This window comes from Pseudomonas sp. UTLPPB19802 (genome assembly GCF_059730225.1).
The window spans coordinates 6900738-6916417 of sequence record NZ_AP048545.1 but is presented as its reverse complement, the minus strand read 5'-3'; the positions used below and the strand labels follow the sequence as shown (position 1 = coordinate 6916417).

Genomic DNA, 15680 nt, shown 5'->3' with positions numbered 1-15680 from the left:
GGGCAGGCGGCGCATCAGACGTCACTCCAGCGCCGCAGAAGGTTGTGGTAGGCACCGCTCAGTTGCAGCAGCGACAGTTCGTCGGCGTGTTGCGCACTTAGGCGCTGGATCGCCACATCCATGTCCAGCAGCAGGCAGCGCTGGCTGTCTTCGCGGACCAGGCTTTCGACCCAGAAGAACGCGGCGACCCGTTCGCCGCGGTTGACCGGGTTGATCTTGTGCAGGCTGCTGCCGGGGTAGAGCACCAGGTGCCCGGCCGGCAGCTTCACGGCGTGTTCGCCGAAGGTGTCGCGGATCACCAGTTCGCCGCCGTCGTAGCTGGCCGGGTCGGCCAGGAACAGGGTGGCGGAGAGATCGGTGCGCACGCGCTCGCGCACACCCTTGAGGCCGCGGATGGCGTTGTCGATATGCAGGCCGAACGACTCGCCGTCGCTGTAGCGGTTGAACAGCGGCGGATAGATCTTCTTCGGCAGCGCGGCGGACATGAACAACGCGTTGTCCGAGAGCCGCTTGAGAATGCTCTCGCCAAGGCGGATGCCCAGCGCCGAGTCCTCGGGCAACTGCCGGTTGTGCTTGACCCGCGCCGAGCCGAGCCCGGCGGTGGCCTTGCCATCGATCCAGGGTTCGGCCAAGAGGCCCGCGAGCATGTCGCGGGTCTCCTCGGCGCTGAACAGTTCAGGAACCTCGATCAGCATGGCTCAGAACTCGTAGTCGATGCTGGCGGTCAACGTGCGACCGGCACCGGGGATGCCGAACAGCTGGAAACCGTCCAGCGAGGCGCCTACCTGGCTGTAGTAGAACTTGTTGAACACGTTGTTGAGGTTCAGGTTGACCCGGGTCTGCGAGTTGATCTGGTACTGCGCGGCCAGGTTATGCAGCCAGTAGCTCGGTGCCTTCTCGTCGTCCTTCACATAGACCGCGTAGACTCCGGCTGGCCCGTTGGCGTAGCTGCTGTTGTTGTTCAGGCCACCGACATACTTGTTGTCGCTGTAGCGCCGACGGCCGACGTAGTTGGCGCCGTAGCTCAGGCTCAGGTCTTCGGTGACCTGGTAGGTGGTCCACAGGTTGGCGGTCAGGTCCGGGACGTTCTTGGCCTCGGCGCCCTTGTTGGCGCCCTTGGTCTGCACGCTCTTGAGGGCGGAGAAACCGCTGTACACGGTCCACTGCGGGGTGATGTTGCCCTGCAGGCCGAGTTCGACACCGTCGACGCGCTTGGCTGGTAGTGCCCGTACGGGGGCGGTTTCGCCGCTCTGGTACTCCCAGGAGTTTTCCAGTTCGGTGCGGAAGATGGCCGCCGTCACGTTCAACTGGTCCTGGAGCAGGTCCCACTTGGTGCCGATTTCGTAGGTCTTGGACTTGGCCGGCGAGTAGCTGGTGGTGGTCGAGGCACCGTATATCTGGTTGTTGGTCGAGGCGCCGATCGCCGACGGCTCTGCCGCTTCGCTGTAGGAGGCATAGATGCTGCCGTTGGGCAGTGGCTTGTAGACCACGCCGGCGCGGCCGCTCAGGGCGCCGTCGCTGCTGCTGATATCGGCCTGGCCACGCTGGGTGGTCTGGGCGCGCCAGTGGTCGTAGCGCAGCGAGCCGAGTACCTGCCACTGGTCGTTCAGGGTCACGGTGTCGCCCACATAGAGGCCGGCGTTGTCGATCACCGAGCGTGGCTCGCCTTCGCCCTTGGTCACCCAGGTGCTGGCAAAGTCGTGTTGCGGATCGGCCATGTCGAAGAACATGTTGCCAGCAGGCACTTCGGCGTTGCGTTTCAGGCCGCCGTAGGTCTCGTGGTACAGCTCGAGGCCGCTGACCACCGCGTGGGAGACGCTGCCGGTGTTGAAGCCGAAGCTGAAGTCGGTCTGGTTGTCGAGAATGGTGTAGCGCTTGGACTGGCCGTAGTCGGAGCCGCGCAGGATGCCGTAGGCGGTGTCGCCGCTGGCGACGTAGCCGGGGTAGGCATTGACGGTCGAGCCCGGAACCTGGCCGACCGTGCCGACCCCGGTATAGCCCAGGGTCGCACAGCGGGTGCCGGTGCAGGTTTTCTGGCCGTTTGCGCTGGCAGCGAAGAAGCGCGCCGGCGAGAGAACGGCGAAGTTGTCGGTGCGCTCCCAGCGGATCTGGTTCTTCAGCTTGGTATCGTTGTCGAAGTCGTGCTCCAGGCGCGCCGTCAGCGACATGGTTTCGGTCTGCTGGGTGTACAGGCTCGAATCACCGTACCAGTTGGAGCGCTTCACGCCCGGCATGGTGTCGCCGTTGGTGCCGCGCTGGATCGGCAGGCCGCCGTCCGGGGTGTTGTTGTCCTTCTGGTAGAACAGGTCGACGAACACTCGGGTCGGGGTGCCCAGGCCCATGCCCAGGGAGGTGGCCAGGCCCCAGCGGTCGTAGTCGACATCGTCGCGATCGGCCACCTGGTTGTAATGGCGCATCAGGTTGATGCGCACGGCGGTGGTGTCGTTCAACTCGTGGTTGAGGTCGGCGGTCAGGCGCCGGTAGTTGTCGCTGCCGACCCCGGCCGAAAGCTTGTTCCTGTCGCCCAGGTGGGCTTCCTTGCTGACCAGGTTGACGCTGCCGCCGACCGCCGCGATACCCGACTCGATGGCGCCGGTGCCCTTGAACACCTCGGCCTGCTGCAGGTTGAAGGTGTCGGTGCGGGTCGACATGCCGGCATCGCGCACGCCGTCCACGGTCAGGCTCTGTTCCGAGGAGAAGCCGCGGATCGAGAACAGGTCGCCCCAGCCGAGGTTGCCTTCGCCGGACATGAAGGTGATGCCCGGCACGTTGCGCAGCACTTCTTGCAAGGTCTGGGCGTTCTGCTCCTTGAGTACCTGCTGCGGTACCACGGTGACGCTCTGCGGGGTGTCGAGCAGCGGCTGGCTGAGCTTGGCCGAGCTGGCGCGGTCGACCTTGAACGGCGAGCTGTATTCACCCTCGACCTTCAGGTCCGGCAGGGTCAGGGCGCCAGGGGGGGCGGTCTCCTGGGCCATGGCGGGGTGCAGCGCGCCCATGGCCACCAGGCCGAAGACCGGCGCAAGGGTGCCGGGCAGGGACAGGGGTTGCAGGCGTGAGGTGGAGGGCTGGGACGACGATGGCATGCGGGACAACCTGTGCTAAATTAAAATCAATCTTATTTAGATTCGGTAGTCTAAAGAGCCAGCCTCGGCGGGCGGGTCGCGCTTTGTATTGGAATCGCATACAAACGCTTCTCAACACATTCCATTACATTTCATTCCTACAGGCCGAGAACTTTCGGCTATCTCGTAGTTTTTTCGGATACCGACCTTTTCCCATGACCAAGCCAGATCACCTGCTGATCGTCGATGACGATCCGGAAATCCGTCAGTTGCTGTCCGAGTACCTGACCAACGCCGGCTACCAGACCTCCACCGCCTGTGATGGCAAGGAAATGCGCCGGCGCCTGGAGTTGAACGTCATCGACCTGATCGTCCTCGACCTGATGCTGCCGGGCGAGGACGGGCTGAGCCTGTGTCGCGAACTGCGGGTGACCTCCAATACCCCGGTGATCATGCTGACCGCCCGAGGCACTTTGGTGGATCGCATCCTCGGCCTGGAGCTGGGCGCCGACGACTACCTGCCCAAGCCGTTCGACCCCCGTGAGCTGCTGGTGCGTATAAAGGTGGTGTTGCGCCGGGCCCAGAGTTTCCCCGAGCGGGCGCGGATCGACGATGTACCGACCATTCGTTTCGCCGGCTGGCAACTGGATACCCGCGCCCGGCAGTTGCTGTCCCCGCAGGGGCTGGTGATCAGCCTGGGCAATACCGACTTCCGAGTGCTACGCCTGTTGTTGCAGCACCCCAACCGGCCGTTGAGCCGGGACTTCCTGCTCAACCACGTGTTTGAAAAGGACAGTACGCCGTTCGACCGCTCGATCGACGTGTGCATCAGCCGCCTGCGCCAGCAGTTGGATCCGAGCCTGATCAAGACCGTGCGTAACGAAGGCTACATGTTGACCGCCACCGACGTGGATCCCCAGTCGTGAGGCTGTGGCCGGGTTCGCTGTTCGGTCGGCTGGTGCTGATCCTGGTGACCGGCATGCTCGCGGCACAGATCCTCACCAGCAGCATCTGGTACGACGTGCGCCACAGCCAGGTGCTGGAAATCCCCACGCGGTTGATTGCCACCCGGCTGGCCAACATCGTCCGCCTTTCGCATCTTGATCCGCATCGGGTGGACAACCTGATCGAGCTGATCGATTCGCCGAACTTTCACCTGACCCTGAGTGAGCAGGCCAGCACTGTGCCCGGCAACCTGGGTGAAAAGGACCTGGGTACCGAGCGCTTGCTGAACAAGGTTCTGTCGGAGAAAACCGGCTACTCGCAGACCCTGCGGTTATTGCAAGTGTCCGTCGTGGACCAGCAGGGGCAAGTCGCCGGCCTGTCCACGCTGTTCGGCACCCGCCCGGCGATTGGCCGCTTCTTGATCGACCTGCGTTTGCCGGACGGTCGCTGGATGTTGGTGGAGGCCAGTGAAGAGCAGGGCTGGACCAGCACTTCGCCCCTGGACCTGCTGTTCGACTATGTGATGCGTATCTATCTGTTGCGGATCATCGTGGTGGTGATCATTGCCCTGCTCGCGGTGCGCCTGGCGATTCGCCCGCTGAACGCCCTGGCCAAGGCCGCCGAGGCCTTGGGGCGGGATATCCGCCGACCGCCATTGCCACTGGATGGTCCGACCGAGGTGCGGCGGGCGGCCCAGGCCTTCAATGTCATGCAGCAGCAACTGATCGCCAGCATCGCCGAGCGTACCCGGTTCCTGGCGGCGATTTCCCATGACCTGCGCTCACCGATCACCCGCCTGCGCCTGCGCACCGAAATGCTCGAGGACAACCAGGTCAAGGAGCGCTTTCGTACGGACCTGGAGGACATGGAACACATGGTCTCCAGCACCCTGGACTTCGTCAGCAGCGGGGAGGTCAATGAGGAGCGCCAGAACATCGACATCAATGCGCTGCTGCGCAGCCTGCAGGCAGACCTGCAGGATATCGGCGAGCCGATTGACGTCGAGGGCTGGGCTCAGCGGCCCTTGCCCGGTTATGCCCGCAGCCTCAAGCGCTGCGTACAGAACCTGCTGGAGAACGCGGTGCGTTACGGCCGTGAAGTCGTGGTGCGGGTCGAGGACCAGCCGCAGCAACTGCGGATCGTCATCAGCGATCGCGGCCCTGGGGTTCCCGACGCGTTGCTGGAGCAGGTGGTGGAACCGTTCTATCGGATCGAGGGCTCGCGCAACGCCAGGACTGGGGGCTACGGCCTGGGGCTGAGCATCGCCCATACCATCGCGGCGGCCCATGGTGGGCGGATGACCTTGCGTAATCGCGAGGGCGGGGGGCTGGAGGTGACGTTGGCTTTCGAGCGGCGCGAGGACTAGGGCCTCAAGATTGGCCTGCCTGCTTCTATGGAGTCATATGGTCACTTGTGGGAGCCGGCTTGCTGGCGATCCGCCAACGGCGGTCATCGAGCATATAGCGTCTGAATGAACGCTTTCGCTGGCAGGCCGGTTCCCACAACGAAACGGTCTCAGGCGCCGTGGCACTTCTTGAATTTCTTGCCATTGCCACATGGGCACGGATCGTTGCGGCCCACATCCTTCAGGGCGTTGCGTACCGGCTCCTGGTGCGCGTGGCCGCAGTTCGGGCCGTGGACGTGGCCATGATCGTGGTGCGCGTGGTCGTGATCGTGGTTGCAATCAGGGCCGTGGACGTGAGGTTGCTGGGTCATGCTGGAACTACTCCGAAATAAGATCGCCGGGAATTATCTCGCCTTTGTGCTCCAGGTGCACGTCATAGCCGATGAATAATCCGGTTTCCAGGGTGCCTTCCAGTCGATAGGGAATCGGTCGGCGAGGTTTTTCCAGGCGCTTGGCCAGTGGCTTCATGTGTTGCCAGAGGTTGGTCCGCACCGGCACCACGAAAAATCCCCGGCTGTTGGGTTCCACGGTCAGCCACCTGGCGTAGTCGCCTTCGGCCAGCAGCCATTGGTCCAGATAGATCCGGTAGTGCAGGGCGCGCACGGTCAGGGTGTTGTCGTTGGGGTTATCGACGCGAAAGTGCAGCTTGAACTTCTGTTGCAGCAGCTTGGCCTTGACCAACTCCACCCGCACCAGGCTCACCTCGGGATCACGCGGCCCGGCATCGAACCAGGAGGCGCAGCCGGACAGCGCCAGGGCGGCCAGCAGGGCGAGCGTAGCGCGTGTCCGTCGGTACATGGGATTCTCCTCTCGAAGCCCAGTCTAGTTCGCCAGCCGCGGGTTGTGGCGGTAAAACCAGCTGGGCGATACTGGAGGTCGGTAATGGATCGAGCCGGCACAAAGGAGCGTGGTCATGAGCCTTTACGAAATTGTCTTCAGCGGCGAGTTGGTTCCCGGAACCCCGGTGGAGCAGGTCCGTAGCAACCTGGCGCGGTTGTTCCAGGCCGATGCCCAGCGTATCGAGCTGCTGTTTTCCGGCCGTCGGCTGGTATTGAAGAGCAACCTCGACGCAACGGCAGCGGAGAAGTACCGCTCGACCATCGAGCGGGCCGGTGCGCGGGTCGAGGTGTTGGCCATGCCGATGGAAGAGATCGACATGGGTGCCGCTCCCGAGCCTGTCGGCCGGGCCCAGGTGGTGCCGCGTGATGCCTACATGGCCGCGTTCAGCGAGGTCGACGCGCCGGACTATGGCATTGCCGATGCCGGCAGTGACGTACAGGACCCCAGGCCGGTGACCGTCGCGCCAAGCCTCGATCTTTCGGCCTTCAGTGTCGCGCCGGTGGGCAGCGACATGGGGCAGATCCCGGCCCCGGCAGCGCCCGCGGTGCCGGATACCTCACATCTGAAACTTTGCTGAGCAGCCTCAGCCGGCCAGGTAGCTCGAACAGCACTTCTTGTATTTCTGCCCGCTGCCACAGGGGCAGGCGTCGTTGCGCCCGGCCTTGAGCGCCACGGTCGGGTCGATGAAGTACCAGCGTCCGCTGTTCTGCACGAAAGCGGAGCGTTCGCGATGGCTGTGCTCGCCACCGTTGTCGTGCCAACGTGCGGTAAAGGTGACGAAGGCGTGCTCGGGTTGGCCACCAAGCACCTCCGAGCCCTCCACCTCCAGGCCCAGCCAGGTGCTTTGCGCACTCCAGTCGGCGATGGACTGGCGGTCCAGGCCGCCTTGCTGGATGGGCAGCGTGGTCGTCACCAGGTAGTCGACCAGGCCCAGCACATAAGCGCTGTAGCGCGAACGCATCAGCGCTTCGGCGCAGGGCGCGGGATGGCCGGCGTGGTAATGGCCGCAGCAACTGTCCAGCAGGTTGCCGCTGCCGCAGGGGCAAATCGATACGCTCACGGGAATCACCACCAGTATTTGCCGAAGTTTTCTGGGTTGGCCCAGAACTTGGCATTGAGCCAGTCCGGGACCTGTTTGTATTCGCGCAGGTCGTAGGTGAACAGCGTCAGCACCTGTTGGTCACGCTGGAAGCGTTCGCTGCTCTGCAGGGCCAGGGCGAAGAAGTCGCTGTCCTGCCAGTCGGCCGCCGGCATGTCCACCAGCACCGCGATGCGGCTGGCATTGAGGTTGCGGATGCCTCCGAGCAATTCCCGGCCAATGCGCTTGGGCAGATGCTCCAGGCAGTCGAGCACCAGCGCCAGGTCGAAGCGGCGCGCTGCCAGTTCGGCCGGCAGGGCTCCCGGTTCGGCAATGGCGACCTGGGTCTGCGGGTGCGCCGCCTGGAAGGCCTCGAGCGCCGGGAAGCTGCCTGCACCCACCAGCAGCAGGGTCTGCGGGGCGTAGCGGTCCAGAAGGGCGGCCAGGGCTTGCTGGGGCGTGCGGGAAGAAATGCTCTCGGTCATCGAAAATCCTCAATCAGAACTGCAAAGACTAGCCTGCCCGACGGCTTCGGCCTAGTGGCCCGCCCGCGAATCGAACGTATTGGTCAGGCGTGGACAAGTCGCTCTGGATCAATGAATTTCGTCGAATCGGCAGGTAAACCGACCGTTGGAGAATAATTTCTCCAGCCCACTGGCAAATTGCCCGTGCAAGCCGTTACTGTGCGCCCAAAGAAAAAATCACAAGGGGGGGGCGTATGAAGGTGCTTTGGGGGTTGGGGAAAGTCCTGACGCTGCTGTTCTGGCTGGTGGTGCTGGTCAACCTGGTGAGTCCGCTGATGAGCCCGTTCCGCCTGTTGGTGAACCTGGCCGGAATCCTGCTGTTGCTGACGCATGTGCTGGAAGTACTGTTGTTCAACGGCAGTTTGCGGGGCCGTGCGCACCCTTGGCGTGATAGGGCGCAGATCCTGCTGTTCGGCATGTTCCATGTGCAGGTTCTGCCCCTGCCGGCCCGCGAGGAAGCCAGCCATGCGTAGCCTTTGCCTGCTTGCTGCACTGTGCAGCCCCCTGGCGTTTGCCCAGGTCGTGAATGTCGAGTCCCATTCGGTGCTGCGCCTGCCGGGCAACTCCAGCACCTTGCAACTGGAGCGCCTGGACGTGGCCGACAACGGCACCCTGCTGGTCCCTGCGGGCATCACTCGGCTAGAGGTCGGGCAACTGCACCTCGGGCGCGAGGCGCGTATCGCCATCGTGCCGAGCGAACAGGCTTTCGAACTCAAGGCTGAGCGTGCCGAATTCGACAGCGGCAGCCAGATTACCGCGCGCGGTGCCCCAGGTACCTATCAGAAGGCACCCCTGCCGGGACGCAACCTGAATGTGCGGATCAATGCGTTGAGCGGGCCGTTGTTGTCGGTGGACGCCCGTGGCGGCACCGGGGTGCCGGGCTATGTCGGACTCGATGGCGCCAACGGCGAGGAGCCGGGTTGCACCTGGGGCAGTGCCGGACGCGGCTCGGACGGTGACAATGGCGGCGATGGTCGGCAGGGCGCGCCGGGAGCGCAGGTACGGCTGGAACTCCCACGGGACTACCCGGCCGAACAGATCAAGGTTCTGGTGGATGGTGGTGCCGGTGGCGCGGCGGGCGCGGCCGGACGGCCTGGCGCCGGCGGCAAGTCCAAGGGCTGCTTCATCTATGACACTGCTGGCGGCAAGCCTGGCCGGCCTGGTTCGGCAGGCCAGCCGGGGTCCCAGGGCGAGGCGGGTAGCGTGACCATCCAGCGGCTTTAAGCGCTCCAGCCTCTTCGCGACCAGTGGGTTCGCGAAGAGGCTTGCACTACAAGACCTGTTCAGAAGATCGGGCGCGCTGCGACAATCGCCACCAACGCCAGCCCGATCAACAGATTGACTCCCACCAGCCGGCGAATCCTGCCCTGCACCGCAGCCCCTTCGGCCCATTGCCCGGCCTCGACCGCCTTGCGCAGTTCCGGTAGCTGCAACGACTGGATACGAAGAAACAGTGCCAACATCACGATGTACAGGCCCATCATGACCTGCACATAGCGTGGCGCTGTCTCGAACCCGCTGAACCGCAGTTGCAGCAGGCCCACGCCGCTGATGGGCAGCACCACTACCGCGACCCAGACCCAGACGAAGAACCGCTGAAACACCTCGACCCACAGTTTCAGTCGGGCCGGGCCTTCCAGTGCGGCCATGGCGGCCGGGCGCAGGACCATCCAGGCGAAGAACATGCCGCCCACCCAGATCAGGGCAGCGAGCAGGTGCAGGGTGTAGACGAGGGCAAAAACGTCCATTCGGGTACTCCGTTCGGCGCGGGATGAATTAGCGGGGTATGATAGCGGCCATTCGAACCACTGAAAATTTATCCAGCGTTTTTCGCGCCCGAAGAATCATGATCAGCACCGAACTCAAAACCACGATCCAGGGCGCCTATTCGCGTTTCCTCGAAGCCAAGAGCCTCAAGCCGCGTTATGGACAGCGCCTGATGATCGCCGAAGTGGCGAAGGTGCTTGGCGCTATCGACACCGATGATGAAGGTCGCCGCGATGGCGATCCCGCAGTGGTCGCCGTCGAGGCCGGCACCGGTACCGGCAAGACCGTCGCCTACAGCCTGGCGGCCATTCCTACCGCCAAGGCTGCCGGCAAGCGCCTGGTGATCGCCACCGCGACCGTCGCCCTGCAGGAGCAGATCGTCTACAAGGACCTGCCGGACCTGATGCGCAACAGCGGACTGAATTTCAGCTTCGCCCTGGCCAAGGGGCGCGGGCGCTACATGTGCCTGTCCAAGCTCGACATGCTGCTGCAGGAAGGCCATGCCCAGACCGCCACGGCACAGCTTTTCGAGGAAGAAGGCTTCAAGATCGAGGTCGATGAGGCGAGCCAGAAGCTGTTTACCAGTATGATCGAGAAACTCGCCGGCAACAAATGGGACGGCGACCGCGACAGCTGGCCGACGGCCCTGGAGGATGCCGACTGGGCGCGACTGACCACCGATCATAGCCAGTGCACCAACCGCCATTGCCCGAACTTCGGCCAGTGCGCCTTCTACAAGGCGCGTGAGGGCATGGGCAAGGTCGACGTGATCGTCACCAACCACGACATGGTGCTGGCCGACCTCGCCCTTGGCGGCGGTGCGGTGCTGCCGGACCCGCGCGATACCCTGTACGTGTTCGACGAAGGCCATCACCTGCCGGACAAGGCCATCGGCCACTTCGCCCATTACACCCGCCTGCGCTCGACCGCCGACTGGCTGGAGCAGACCGCCAAGAACCTGACCAAACTGCTTGCCCAGCATCCGCTGCCAGGCGACCTGGGCAAGTGGATCGAACAGGTGCCGGAGCTGGCGCGGGAGATCAAGACCCAGCAGCAGTTCATGTTCAGCGCCTGCGAGCAGTTGGCCGACTTCCGCAGCGGCGAAGACATGGAAGGCCGCGAGCGGCCGCGCCATCGCTTCGTCGGTGGGGTGATCCCCGAACACATCCGGGAAATCGGCATCGAACTGAAGAAGGGTTTCGCCCGCCTCAACGACTTGTTCACCCGCCTGACCGACCTGCTCAAGGAAGGCATGGATGGCGAGGTGAGCATCGGTATCACCAGCAGCCAGGCCGAGGAGTGGTATCCGCTGTTCGGCAGCCTGCTGTCCAGGGCCCAGGGCAACTGGGAGCTGTGGACGGCGTTCACCACCGAAGATCCCGAGGACAACCCGCCGATGGCGCGTTGGCTGACCCTGGCCGAAAGTGGTGCGCTGTTCGATATCGAGGTCAATGCCAGCCCGATCCTCGCGGCGGATATGCTCCGACGCAACCTGTGGAACGTCGCCTATGGCGCCCTGGTGACTTCGGCAACACTGACTGCCCTGGGTACTTTCGATCGTTTCCGCATGCGGGCCGGCCTACCGAAAACGGCAGTGACGGCGGTGGTGCCGAGCCCGTTCCACCATGCCGATGCCGGTGTACTGCGGGTTCCCGACCTCAAGGCCGACCCGCGCGATGCCAGTGCCCACACGGCGGCGATCATCCGTGACCTGCCGGAACTGGTCGAGGGCTCCCGGGGGTCGCTGGTGCTGTTTTCCTCGCGCAAGCAGATGCAGGACGTGTTCGATGGCCTGGACCGCGACTGGCGCCGCCAGGTGTTCATCCAGGGCAACCTGTCCAAGCAGGAAACCCTCAACAAGCACAAGGCGCGGGTCGATGGTGGTGATCCCAGCGTGCTGTTCGGCCTGGCCAGCTTCGCCGAGGGAGTCGACCTGCCCGGCGCCTATTGCGAACACGTGGTGATCGCCAAGATCCCCTTTGCCGTGCCGGATGACCCGGTCGAAGCGGCGCTCGCCGAGTGGATCGAAGCGCGCGGCGGCAACCCGTTCATGGAAATCGCCGTGCCGGACGCCTCGCTCAAGCTGGTGCAGGCCTGTGGCCGCTTGCTGCGTACCGAGGCAGACAGGGGGATCATCACCTTGCTCGACCGACGCCTGGTTACCCAGCGCTATGGGAAGGCTATCCTCAATGCCTTGCCACCTTTCCGGCGGGAAATTTCTTGATGTGAGGTAGGTTAAATCGCCTATTTCGTTGTCTATGGAGGGCGCTTTCGAGGGCCGCACGAATTTGCCCAGCTGTTTTCGTGCAGAGCCCGGCGCCACGCAGGCCTTTGATTGGCCGATAGGGAGAACTGGATTCACATGATTCGCCGTACACTGCCCACCGTTTTTGCTCTGCTGTTCGCCGCGCCATTGCTGGCTGCGCCCGCCGGTCAGCAAACCCTGTTCAACTTCGTTCGCCCCGCCGATGTGGTGCAGGTGGTCACCAATGGTACGGATCTTCCGCAGTCCAATGCCGAGCAAACCGCCGAGGGCGAGGTCCTGCGCCGTGTCACCTTCACCCCTACGGCACAGCCGAGCCTGCGCCTGACACCGCAAACGGGCGCCTGGGACTGGTCGCAGTCCGGGGTGATGAGCCTGCGGATCCAGAGTGCGATGGATTGGGCACTGACGCTGAACGTGACGATCCAGAGCAATGACGGCAAGACCCTCACCAGTCGCGTCGATTTGCCGGCGGGTCCGGCGCAGACCTTGCTGGTGCCGTTGCAGGCCTTTTCGCCGCTGAGCCAAGGCATGCGTGCCGGGCCGCCGATGCCGCTGACCGTGGACGGTCAACGGGTGCTGTTGGCCAGTAGCGCGGGTGAGCTGGACCGCAAGCAGGTGGTGTCGGTGACCTTGTCGATGGACAAGCCGAAAGTCGCCCAGAACATCCTGCTGGAGCGCTTTGGCGTACAGAATGGCGACGATGTGATCAAGGCCGCCTACAGCTCGCTGGTCGATGGCTATGGCCAATCGAGCCGGGCCAAATGGCCGGAGAAGGTCAGCTCCGACGAGCAGCTCAAGAGCGCCGCCGGTCGCGAGGGCCAACAGCTCAAGGGCTGGCTGGCCGAGCGCGAGCGCAACGGCCTGGACAAGTTCGGTGGCTGGACCAAGGGCCCGAGCTTCGAGGCCACGGGTTTCTTCCGCACCGAGAAACACGACGGTCGCTGGTATCTGGTGACGCCGGAAGGCCACCCGTTCTATTCCCTTGGCGTCAACACCATCAGCGCCAGTGACCAACAGACCTATGTCGAGGGCCGCGAGTGGATGTTCGGCGAGTTGCCCAAGGATGGCGAGCCCCTGGCTACCTACTATGGCAAGGGCGATAACAGCGTTGCCCTGGCTTCCAACGCCGGGCGTGCCTTCAGCAGCGGGCGCTGGTTCGACTTCTATGGCGCCAACCTGCAGCGCACCTATGGCAAGCCTTGTGCCCAATCCAAGGAAGGCGAGGCCCAGCAGCCGTGCGCCGCAGGTTTCGATGCCAAGCGGTGGCAGGCGCATACCCTGGACCGCTTGCAGGCCTGGGGTTTCAATACCATTGGCAACTGGAGCGATCCGGAACTGGGCCTGAACGACCGTGTGCCCTATACCTTGCCGCTGTCGATCGTTGGTGACTACGCCAGCATCAGCACCGGCAGCGACTGGTGGGGCGGCATGCCCGACCCATTCGACCCGCGCTTTGCCATGGCCACCGAGCGTGCGGTGGCCATCGCTGCCCGCGATCACCGCGACGATCCGTGGCTGGTGGGTTATTTCGCCGACAATGAGCTGGCCTGGGCCGGCCCTGGCGATGATCCGAAGTCCCGCTATGCGCTGGCCTACGGCACCTTGCGCATGACGACCGATGTCGCGGCCAAGCGCGCGTTCCTCAAGCAGTTGCGCGACAAATACCGTAACCAGCAGGGGTTGTCGAAAGCCTGGGGCGTGGATATCCCGACCTGGGAACAGATGGAAGATCCGGGGTTCGAAGCGCCGTTGCCGAATCCGCAGCATCCGGAAATCGAGGCCGACCTCAAGTATTTCCAGAAGGTCTTTGCCGACACTTACTTCAAGACCATCTCCGATTCGCTGAAATGGCATGCACCCAATCATCTGCTGCTGGGTGGTCGCTTTGCCATTAGCACGCCGGAGGCGGTGGCTTCCTGTGCCCAGTACTGCGACGTGTTGAGTTTCAACTTCTATACCCTGCAGCCCCAGGATGGCTACGACTTCGACCAATTGCGCCGGCTGGACAAGCCGGTGCTGATCACCGAGTTCAACTTCGGCTCACGGGATCGTGGCCCGTTCTGGGGCGGTGTCACCGAGGTGGTGAAGGAGGAGGATCGTGGTCCGGCCTACGCCAACTTCATCAAGCAAGCGGTAAGCGAGCCATCGATCGTCGGCGTGCACTGGTTCCAGTATCTCGACCAACCGGCCACCGGTCGCCTGCTCGATGGTGAGAACGGTCACTTCGGCCTGGTCGGCATCACCGATGTGCCATTCCAGGGCTTCGTCGAGAGCGTGCGCAAGAGCAACCTGCAGGCCATCGAACTGCTGGGCAAGGCCGCCGAGAAAGCCAAGGTGGATGCGCAGCAGAAGGCGGCCAAGGGCATCGACCACGATGACCTGGGCGGCAAGGGCCGTTCCGGTAGCGCCGGTGGGGCCGCATCCGGGCATGCCGGTGGGCACTCCGGCAACGGTCACTGATCGATCGGATGTCCTGTACTCGCGCAGCAGGGGCATTTCCTACAGTGCGAGTATAGGAATCGTCCGACCTGTGTCTGTTCCCAAATCGGATAATCGCTGAAACAATGCACTCCACTTTGTCAGGCGTTTGCCCGGGGGAATTCAAGGGTGCAGATTCAGGGTCATTTCGAGCTTCAATTCGAGGCGGTTCGCGAGGCTTTCGCGGCCCTCTTCGACGATCCCCAGGAGCGCGGCGCTGCGCTCTGCATCCAGGTCGGCGGCGAAACCGTGGTCGATCTCTGGGCTGGCACCGCCGACAAGGACGGTGCCGAGGCCTGGCACACCGATACCATCGCCAACCTGTTTTCCTGCACCAAGACCTTCACTGCCGTGACCGCGCTGCAACTGGTGGCCGAGGGCAAGTTGCAACTGGACGTTCCGGCCGTGCGTTACTGGCCCGAGTTCGCGGCGGCGGGTAAAGAGCGCATCACCTTGCGCCAACTGCTTTGCCACCAGGCCGGCTTGCCGGCCCTGCGCGAGTTGCTGGCCCCGGAAGCGCTCTACGACTGGCAGGTAATGGTCGATGCCCTGGCTGCCGAGTCACCCTGGTGGACGCCGGGCGAAGGGCATGGGTACGCGGCGATTACCTATGGCTGGCTGATCGGTGAATTGATCCGGCGCGTCGATGGTCGCGGGCCGGGTGAGTCCATTGCCGCGCGGATCTCACGTCCGCTGGGGCTGGATTTCCACGTCGGCCTGCCGGACGAGGAGTTTCACCGGGTCGCGCATATCGCCCGTGGCAAAGGCAATGTCGGCGACGCAGCGGCCCAGCGCCTGTTGCAGGTGACCATGCGCGAGCCGACGGCGATGACCACCCGTGCATTCACCAACCCACCATCTATCATGACCAGCACCAATAAACCGGAGTGGCGGCGCATGCAGCAGCCGGCGGCCAATGGCCATGGCAATGCACGCAGCCTGGCTGGCTTCTACAGCGGTCTGCTCGATGGCAGCCTGCTGGAAGGTGAAATGCTCGATGAATTGACCCGTGAACACAGCCTGGGAATGGACAAGACCCTGCTGACCCAGACCCGTTTCGGCCTGGGCTGCATGCTTGATCAGCCGGATGTCGCCAATGCCACGTTCGGCCTCGGTGCCAGGGCCTTCGGGCATCCGGGGGCAGGCGGTTCGGTCGGTTTCGCTGATCCAGAGCATGACGTTGCCTTCGGCTTCGTGACAAATACCCTGGGGCCGTACGTGCTGATGGACCCACGGGCCCAGAAGCTTGTACGGATTCTGGCCGGCTGTCTGTAGAATGCGCACCACGGGCCGCAGGCCGGAACCCTGTGGCTTT

15 protein-coding genes are annotated in these 15680 nt (G+C 63.8%); 8 read left to right on the top strand and 7 right to left on the bottom strand.

All coding sequences use genetic code 11. The features are described from left to right. Nucleotides 1-14: 14 nt before the first annotated feature. Together AC6I6U_RS30515 and AC6I6U_RS30510 are read right to left on the bottom strand one after the other, a co-directional pair. A complete protein-coding gene (locus AC6I6U_RS30515) occupies nucleotides 15-695 on the bottom strand; it encodes a Fe2+-dependent dioxygenase (protein WP_497879649.1) in 681 nt (226 codons plus the stop codon). Between the two features lie 3 nt (nucleotides 696-698). Beyond that, complete coding sequence (locus tag AC6I6U_RS30510) at nucleotides 699-3083, bottom strand: TonB-dependent receptor (protein ID WP_497879648.1); 2385 nt, start codon at nucleotides 3081-3083, stop codon at nucleotides 699-701. A 194-nt stretch (nucleotides 3084-3277) separates the two neighbouring features. On the opposite strand from AC6I6U_RS30510, the gene AC6I6U_RS30505 reads away from it, so the two are divergent. Both AC6I6U_RS30505 and AC6I6U_RS30500 read left to right on the top strand, forming a co-directional pair. Beyond that, nucleotides 3278-3988, top strand: coding sequence for a response regulator (locus AC6I6U_RS30505; RefSeq protein WP_497879647.1), 711 nt, complete (start codon nucleotides 3278-3280; stop codon nucleotides 3986-3988). Continuing rightward, nucleotides 3985-5373, top strand: a complete 1389-nt coding sequence (locus AC6I6U_RS30500; protein ID WP_497879646.1) for an ATP-binding protein — start codon at nucleotides 3985-3987, stop codon at nucleotides 5371-5373. The genes AC6I6U_RS30505 and AC6I6U_RS30500 overlap by 4 nt, the downstream gene beginning before the upstream one ends. Nucleotides 5374-5522: 149 nt before the next feature. On the opposite strand, the gene AC6I6U_RS30495 is transcribed toward AC6I6U_RS30500, so the two are convergent. Together AC6I6U_RS30495 and AC6I6U_RS30490 are read right to left on the bottom strand one after the other, a co-directional pair. Next, entirely contained in the window at nucleotides 5523-5723 is a 201-nt protein-coding gene (locus AC6I6U_RS30495) for an SEC-C metal-binding domain-containing protein (protein WP_010450536.1), read from the bottom strand. Between the two features lie 7 nt (nucleotides 5724-5730). Beyond that, the gene (locus tag AC6I6U_RS30490) at nucleotides 5731-6210 is read right to left on the bottom strand and encodes an LEA/WHy family protein (protein WP_497879645.1); all 480 of its coding nucleotides are present in this window, start codon (nucleotides 6208-6210) and stop codon (nucleotides 5731-5733) included. Between the two features lie 115 nt (nucleotides 6211-6325). Between AC6I6U_RS30490 and AC6I6U_RS30485 the strand changes: the two genes are divergently transcribed. After that, nucleotides 6326-6829 carry a hypothetical protein gene (locus AC6I6U_RS30485; RefSeq protein ID WP_497879644.1) on the top strand — a complete coding sequence of 168 codons (504 nt, stop codon included), beginning with the start codon at nucleotides 6326-6328 and terminating at the stop codon, nucleotides 6827-6829. 6 nt (nucleotides 6830-6835) lie between these two features. Here AC6I6U_RS30485 and AC6I6U_RS30480 read toward each other — a convergent pair whose 3' ends face one another. Both AC6I6U_RS30480 and AC6I6U_RS30475 read right to left on the bottom strand, forming a co-directional pair. Continuing rightward, nucleotides 6836-7312 (bottom strand): YchJ family protein, encoded by a 477-nt coding sequence (locus AC6I6U_RS30480; protein WP_497879643.1) that lies wholly within the window; start codon nucleotides 7310-7312, stop codon nucleotides 6836-6838. Between the two features lie 5 nt (nucleotides 7313-7317). Further along, entirely contained in the window at nucleotides 7318-7815 is a 498-nt protein-coding gene (locus tag AC6I6U_RS30475; RefSeq protein ID WP_497879642.1) for a DUF6231 family protein, read from the bottom strand. Between the two features lie 233 nt (nucleotides 7816-8048). Between AC6I6U_RS30475 and AC6I6U_RS30470 the strand changes: the two genes are divergently transcribed. Further along, nucleotides 8049-8327, top strand: coding sequence for a DUF1145 domain-containing protein (locus AC6I6U_RS30470; protein ID WP_497879641.1), 279 nt, complete (start codon nucleotides 8049-8051; stop codon nucleotides 8325-8327). Continuing rightward, the gene (locus AC6I6U_RS30465) at nucleotides 8320-9078 is read left to right on the top strand and encodes a collagen-like protein (RefSeq protein WP_497879640.1); all 759 of its coding nucleotides are present in this window, start codon (nucleotides 8320-8322) and stop codon (nucleotides 9076-9078) included. Before AC6I6U_RS30470 ends, AC6I6U_RS30465 begins: the two co-directional genes overlap by 8 nt. 59 nt (nucleotides 9079-9137) lie before the next feature. Here the strand turns inward: AC6I6U_RS30465 and AC6I6U_RS30460 are convergent, their stop codons facing one another. Continuing rightward, entirely contained in the window at nucleotides 9138-9602 is a 465-nt protein-coding gene (locus AC6I6U_RS30460) for a CopD family protein (RefSeq protein ID WP_497879639.1), read from the bottom strand. Nucleotides 9603-9700: 98 nt separating this feature from the next. Between AC6I6U_RS30460 and dinG the strand changes: the two genes are divergently transcribed. From dinG to AC6I6U_RS30445, 3 genes are all read left to right on the top strand, one after another. Further along, a complete protein-coding gene (dinG, locus tag AC6I6U_RS30455) occupies nucleotides 9701-11845 on the top strand; it encodes an ATP-dependent DNA helicase DinG (protein WP_497879638.1) in 2145 nt (714 codons plus the stop codon). Between the two features lie 138 nt (nucleotides 11846-11983). Beyond that, nucleotides 11984-14347, top strand: a complete 2364-nt coding sequence (locus AC6I6U_RS30450; protein ID WP_497879637.1) for a beta-agarase — start codon at nucleotides 11984-11986, stop codon at nucleotides 14345-14347. A gap of 147 nt (nucleotides 14348-14494) precedes the next feature. Then, on the top strand, nucleotides 14495-15640 hold the full coding sequence (locus tag AC6I6U_RS30445; RefSeq protein WP_497879636.1) for a serine hydrolase domain-containing protein: 1146 nt from the start codon (nucleotides 14495-14497) through the stop codon (nucleotides 15638-15640). Nucleotides 15641-15680: the final 40 nt, after the last annotated feature.

Bases quoted from the DNA above. Each gene is read 5' to 3' on its own strand.
- AC6I6U_RS30510 (WP_497879648.1), bottom strand. From the start codon at position 3,083: ATGCCATCGTCGTCCCAGCCCTCCACCTCACGCCTGCAACCCCTGTCC.
- AC6I6U_RS30465 (WP_497879640.1), top strand. From the start codon at position 8,320: ATGCGTAGCCTTTGCCTGCTTGCTGCACTGTGCAGCCCCCTGGCGTTT.
- AC6I6U_RS30505 (WP_497879647.1), top strand. From the start codon at position 3,278: ATGACCAAGCCAGATCACCTGCTGATCGTCGATGACGATCCGGAAATC.
- AC6I6U_RS30470 (WP_497879641.1), top strand. From the start codon at position 8,049: ATGAAGGTGCTTTGGGGGTTGGGGAAAGTCCTGACGCTGCTGTTCTGG.
- AC6I6U_RS30475 (WP_497879642.1), bottom strand. From the start codon at position 7,815: ATGACCGAGAGCATTTCTTCCCGCACGCCCCAGCAAGCCCTGGCCGCC.
- AC6I6U_RS30450 (WP_497879637.1), top strand. From the start codon at position 11,984: ATGATTCGCCGTACACTGCCCACCGTTTTTGCTCTGCTGTTCGCCGCG.
- AC6I6U_RS30460 (WP_497879639.1), bottom strand. From the start codon at position 9,602: ATGGACGTTTTTGCCCTCGTCTACACCCTGCACCTGCTCGCTGCCCTG.
- AC6I6U_RS30515 (WP_497879649.1), bottom strand. From the start codon at position 695: ATGCTGATCGAGGTTCCTGAACTGTTCAGCGCCGAGGAGACCCGCGAC.
- dinG (WP_497879638.1), top strand. From the start codon at position 9,701: ATGATCAGCACCGAACTCAAAACCACGATCCAGGGCGCCTATTCGCGT.
- AC6I6U_RS30485 (WP_497879644.1), top strand. From the start codon at position 6,326: ATGAGCCTTTACGAAATTGTCTTCAGCGGCGAGTTGGTTCCCGGAACC.
- AC6I6U_RS30495 (WP_010450536.1), bottom strand. From the start codon at position 5,723: ATGACCCAGCAACCTCACGTCCACGGCCCTGATTGCAACCACGATCAC.
- AC6I6U_RS30490 (WP_497879645.1), bottom strand. From the start codon at position 6,210: ATGTACCGACGGACACGCGCTACGCTCGCCCTGCTGGCCGCCCTGGCG.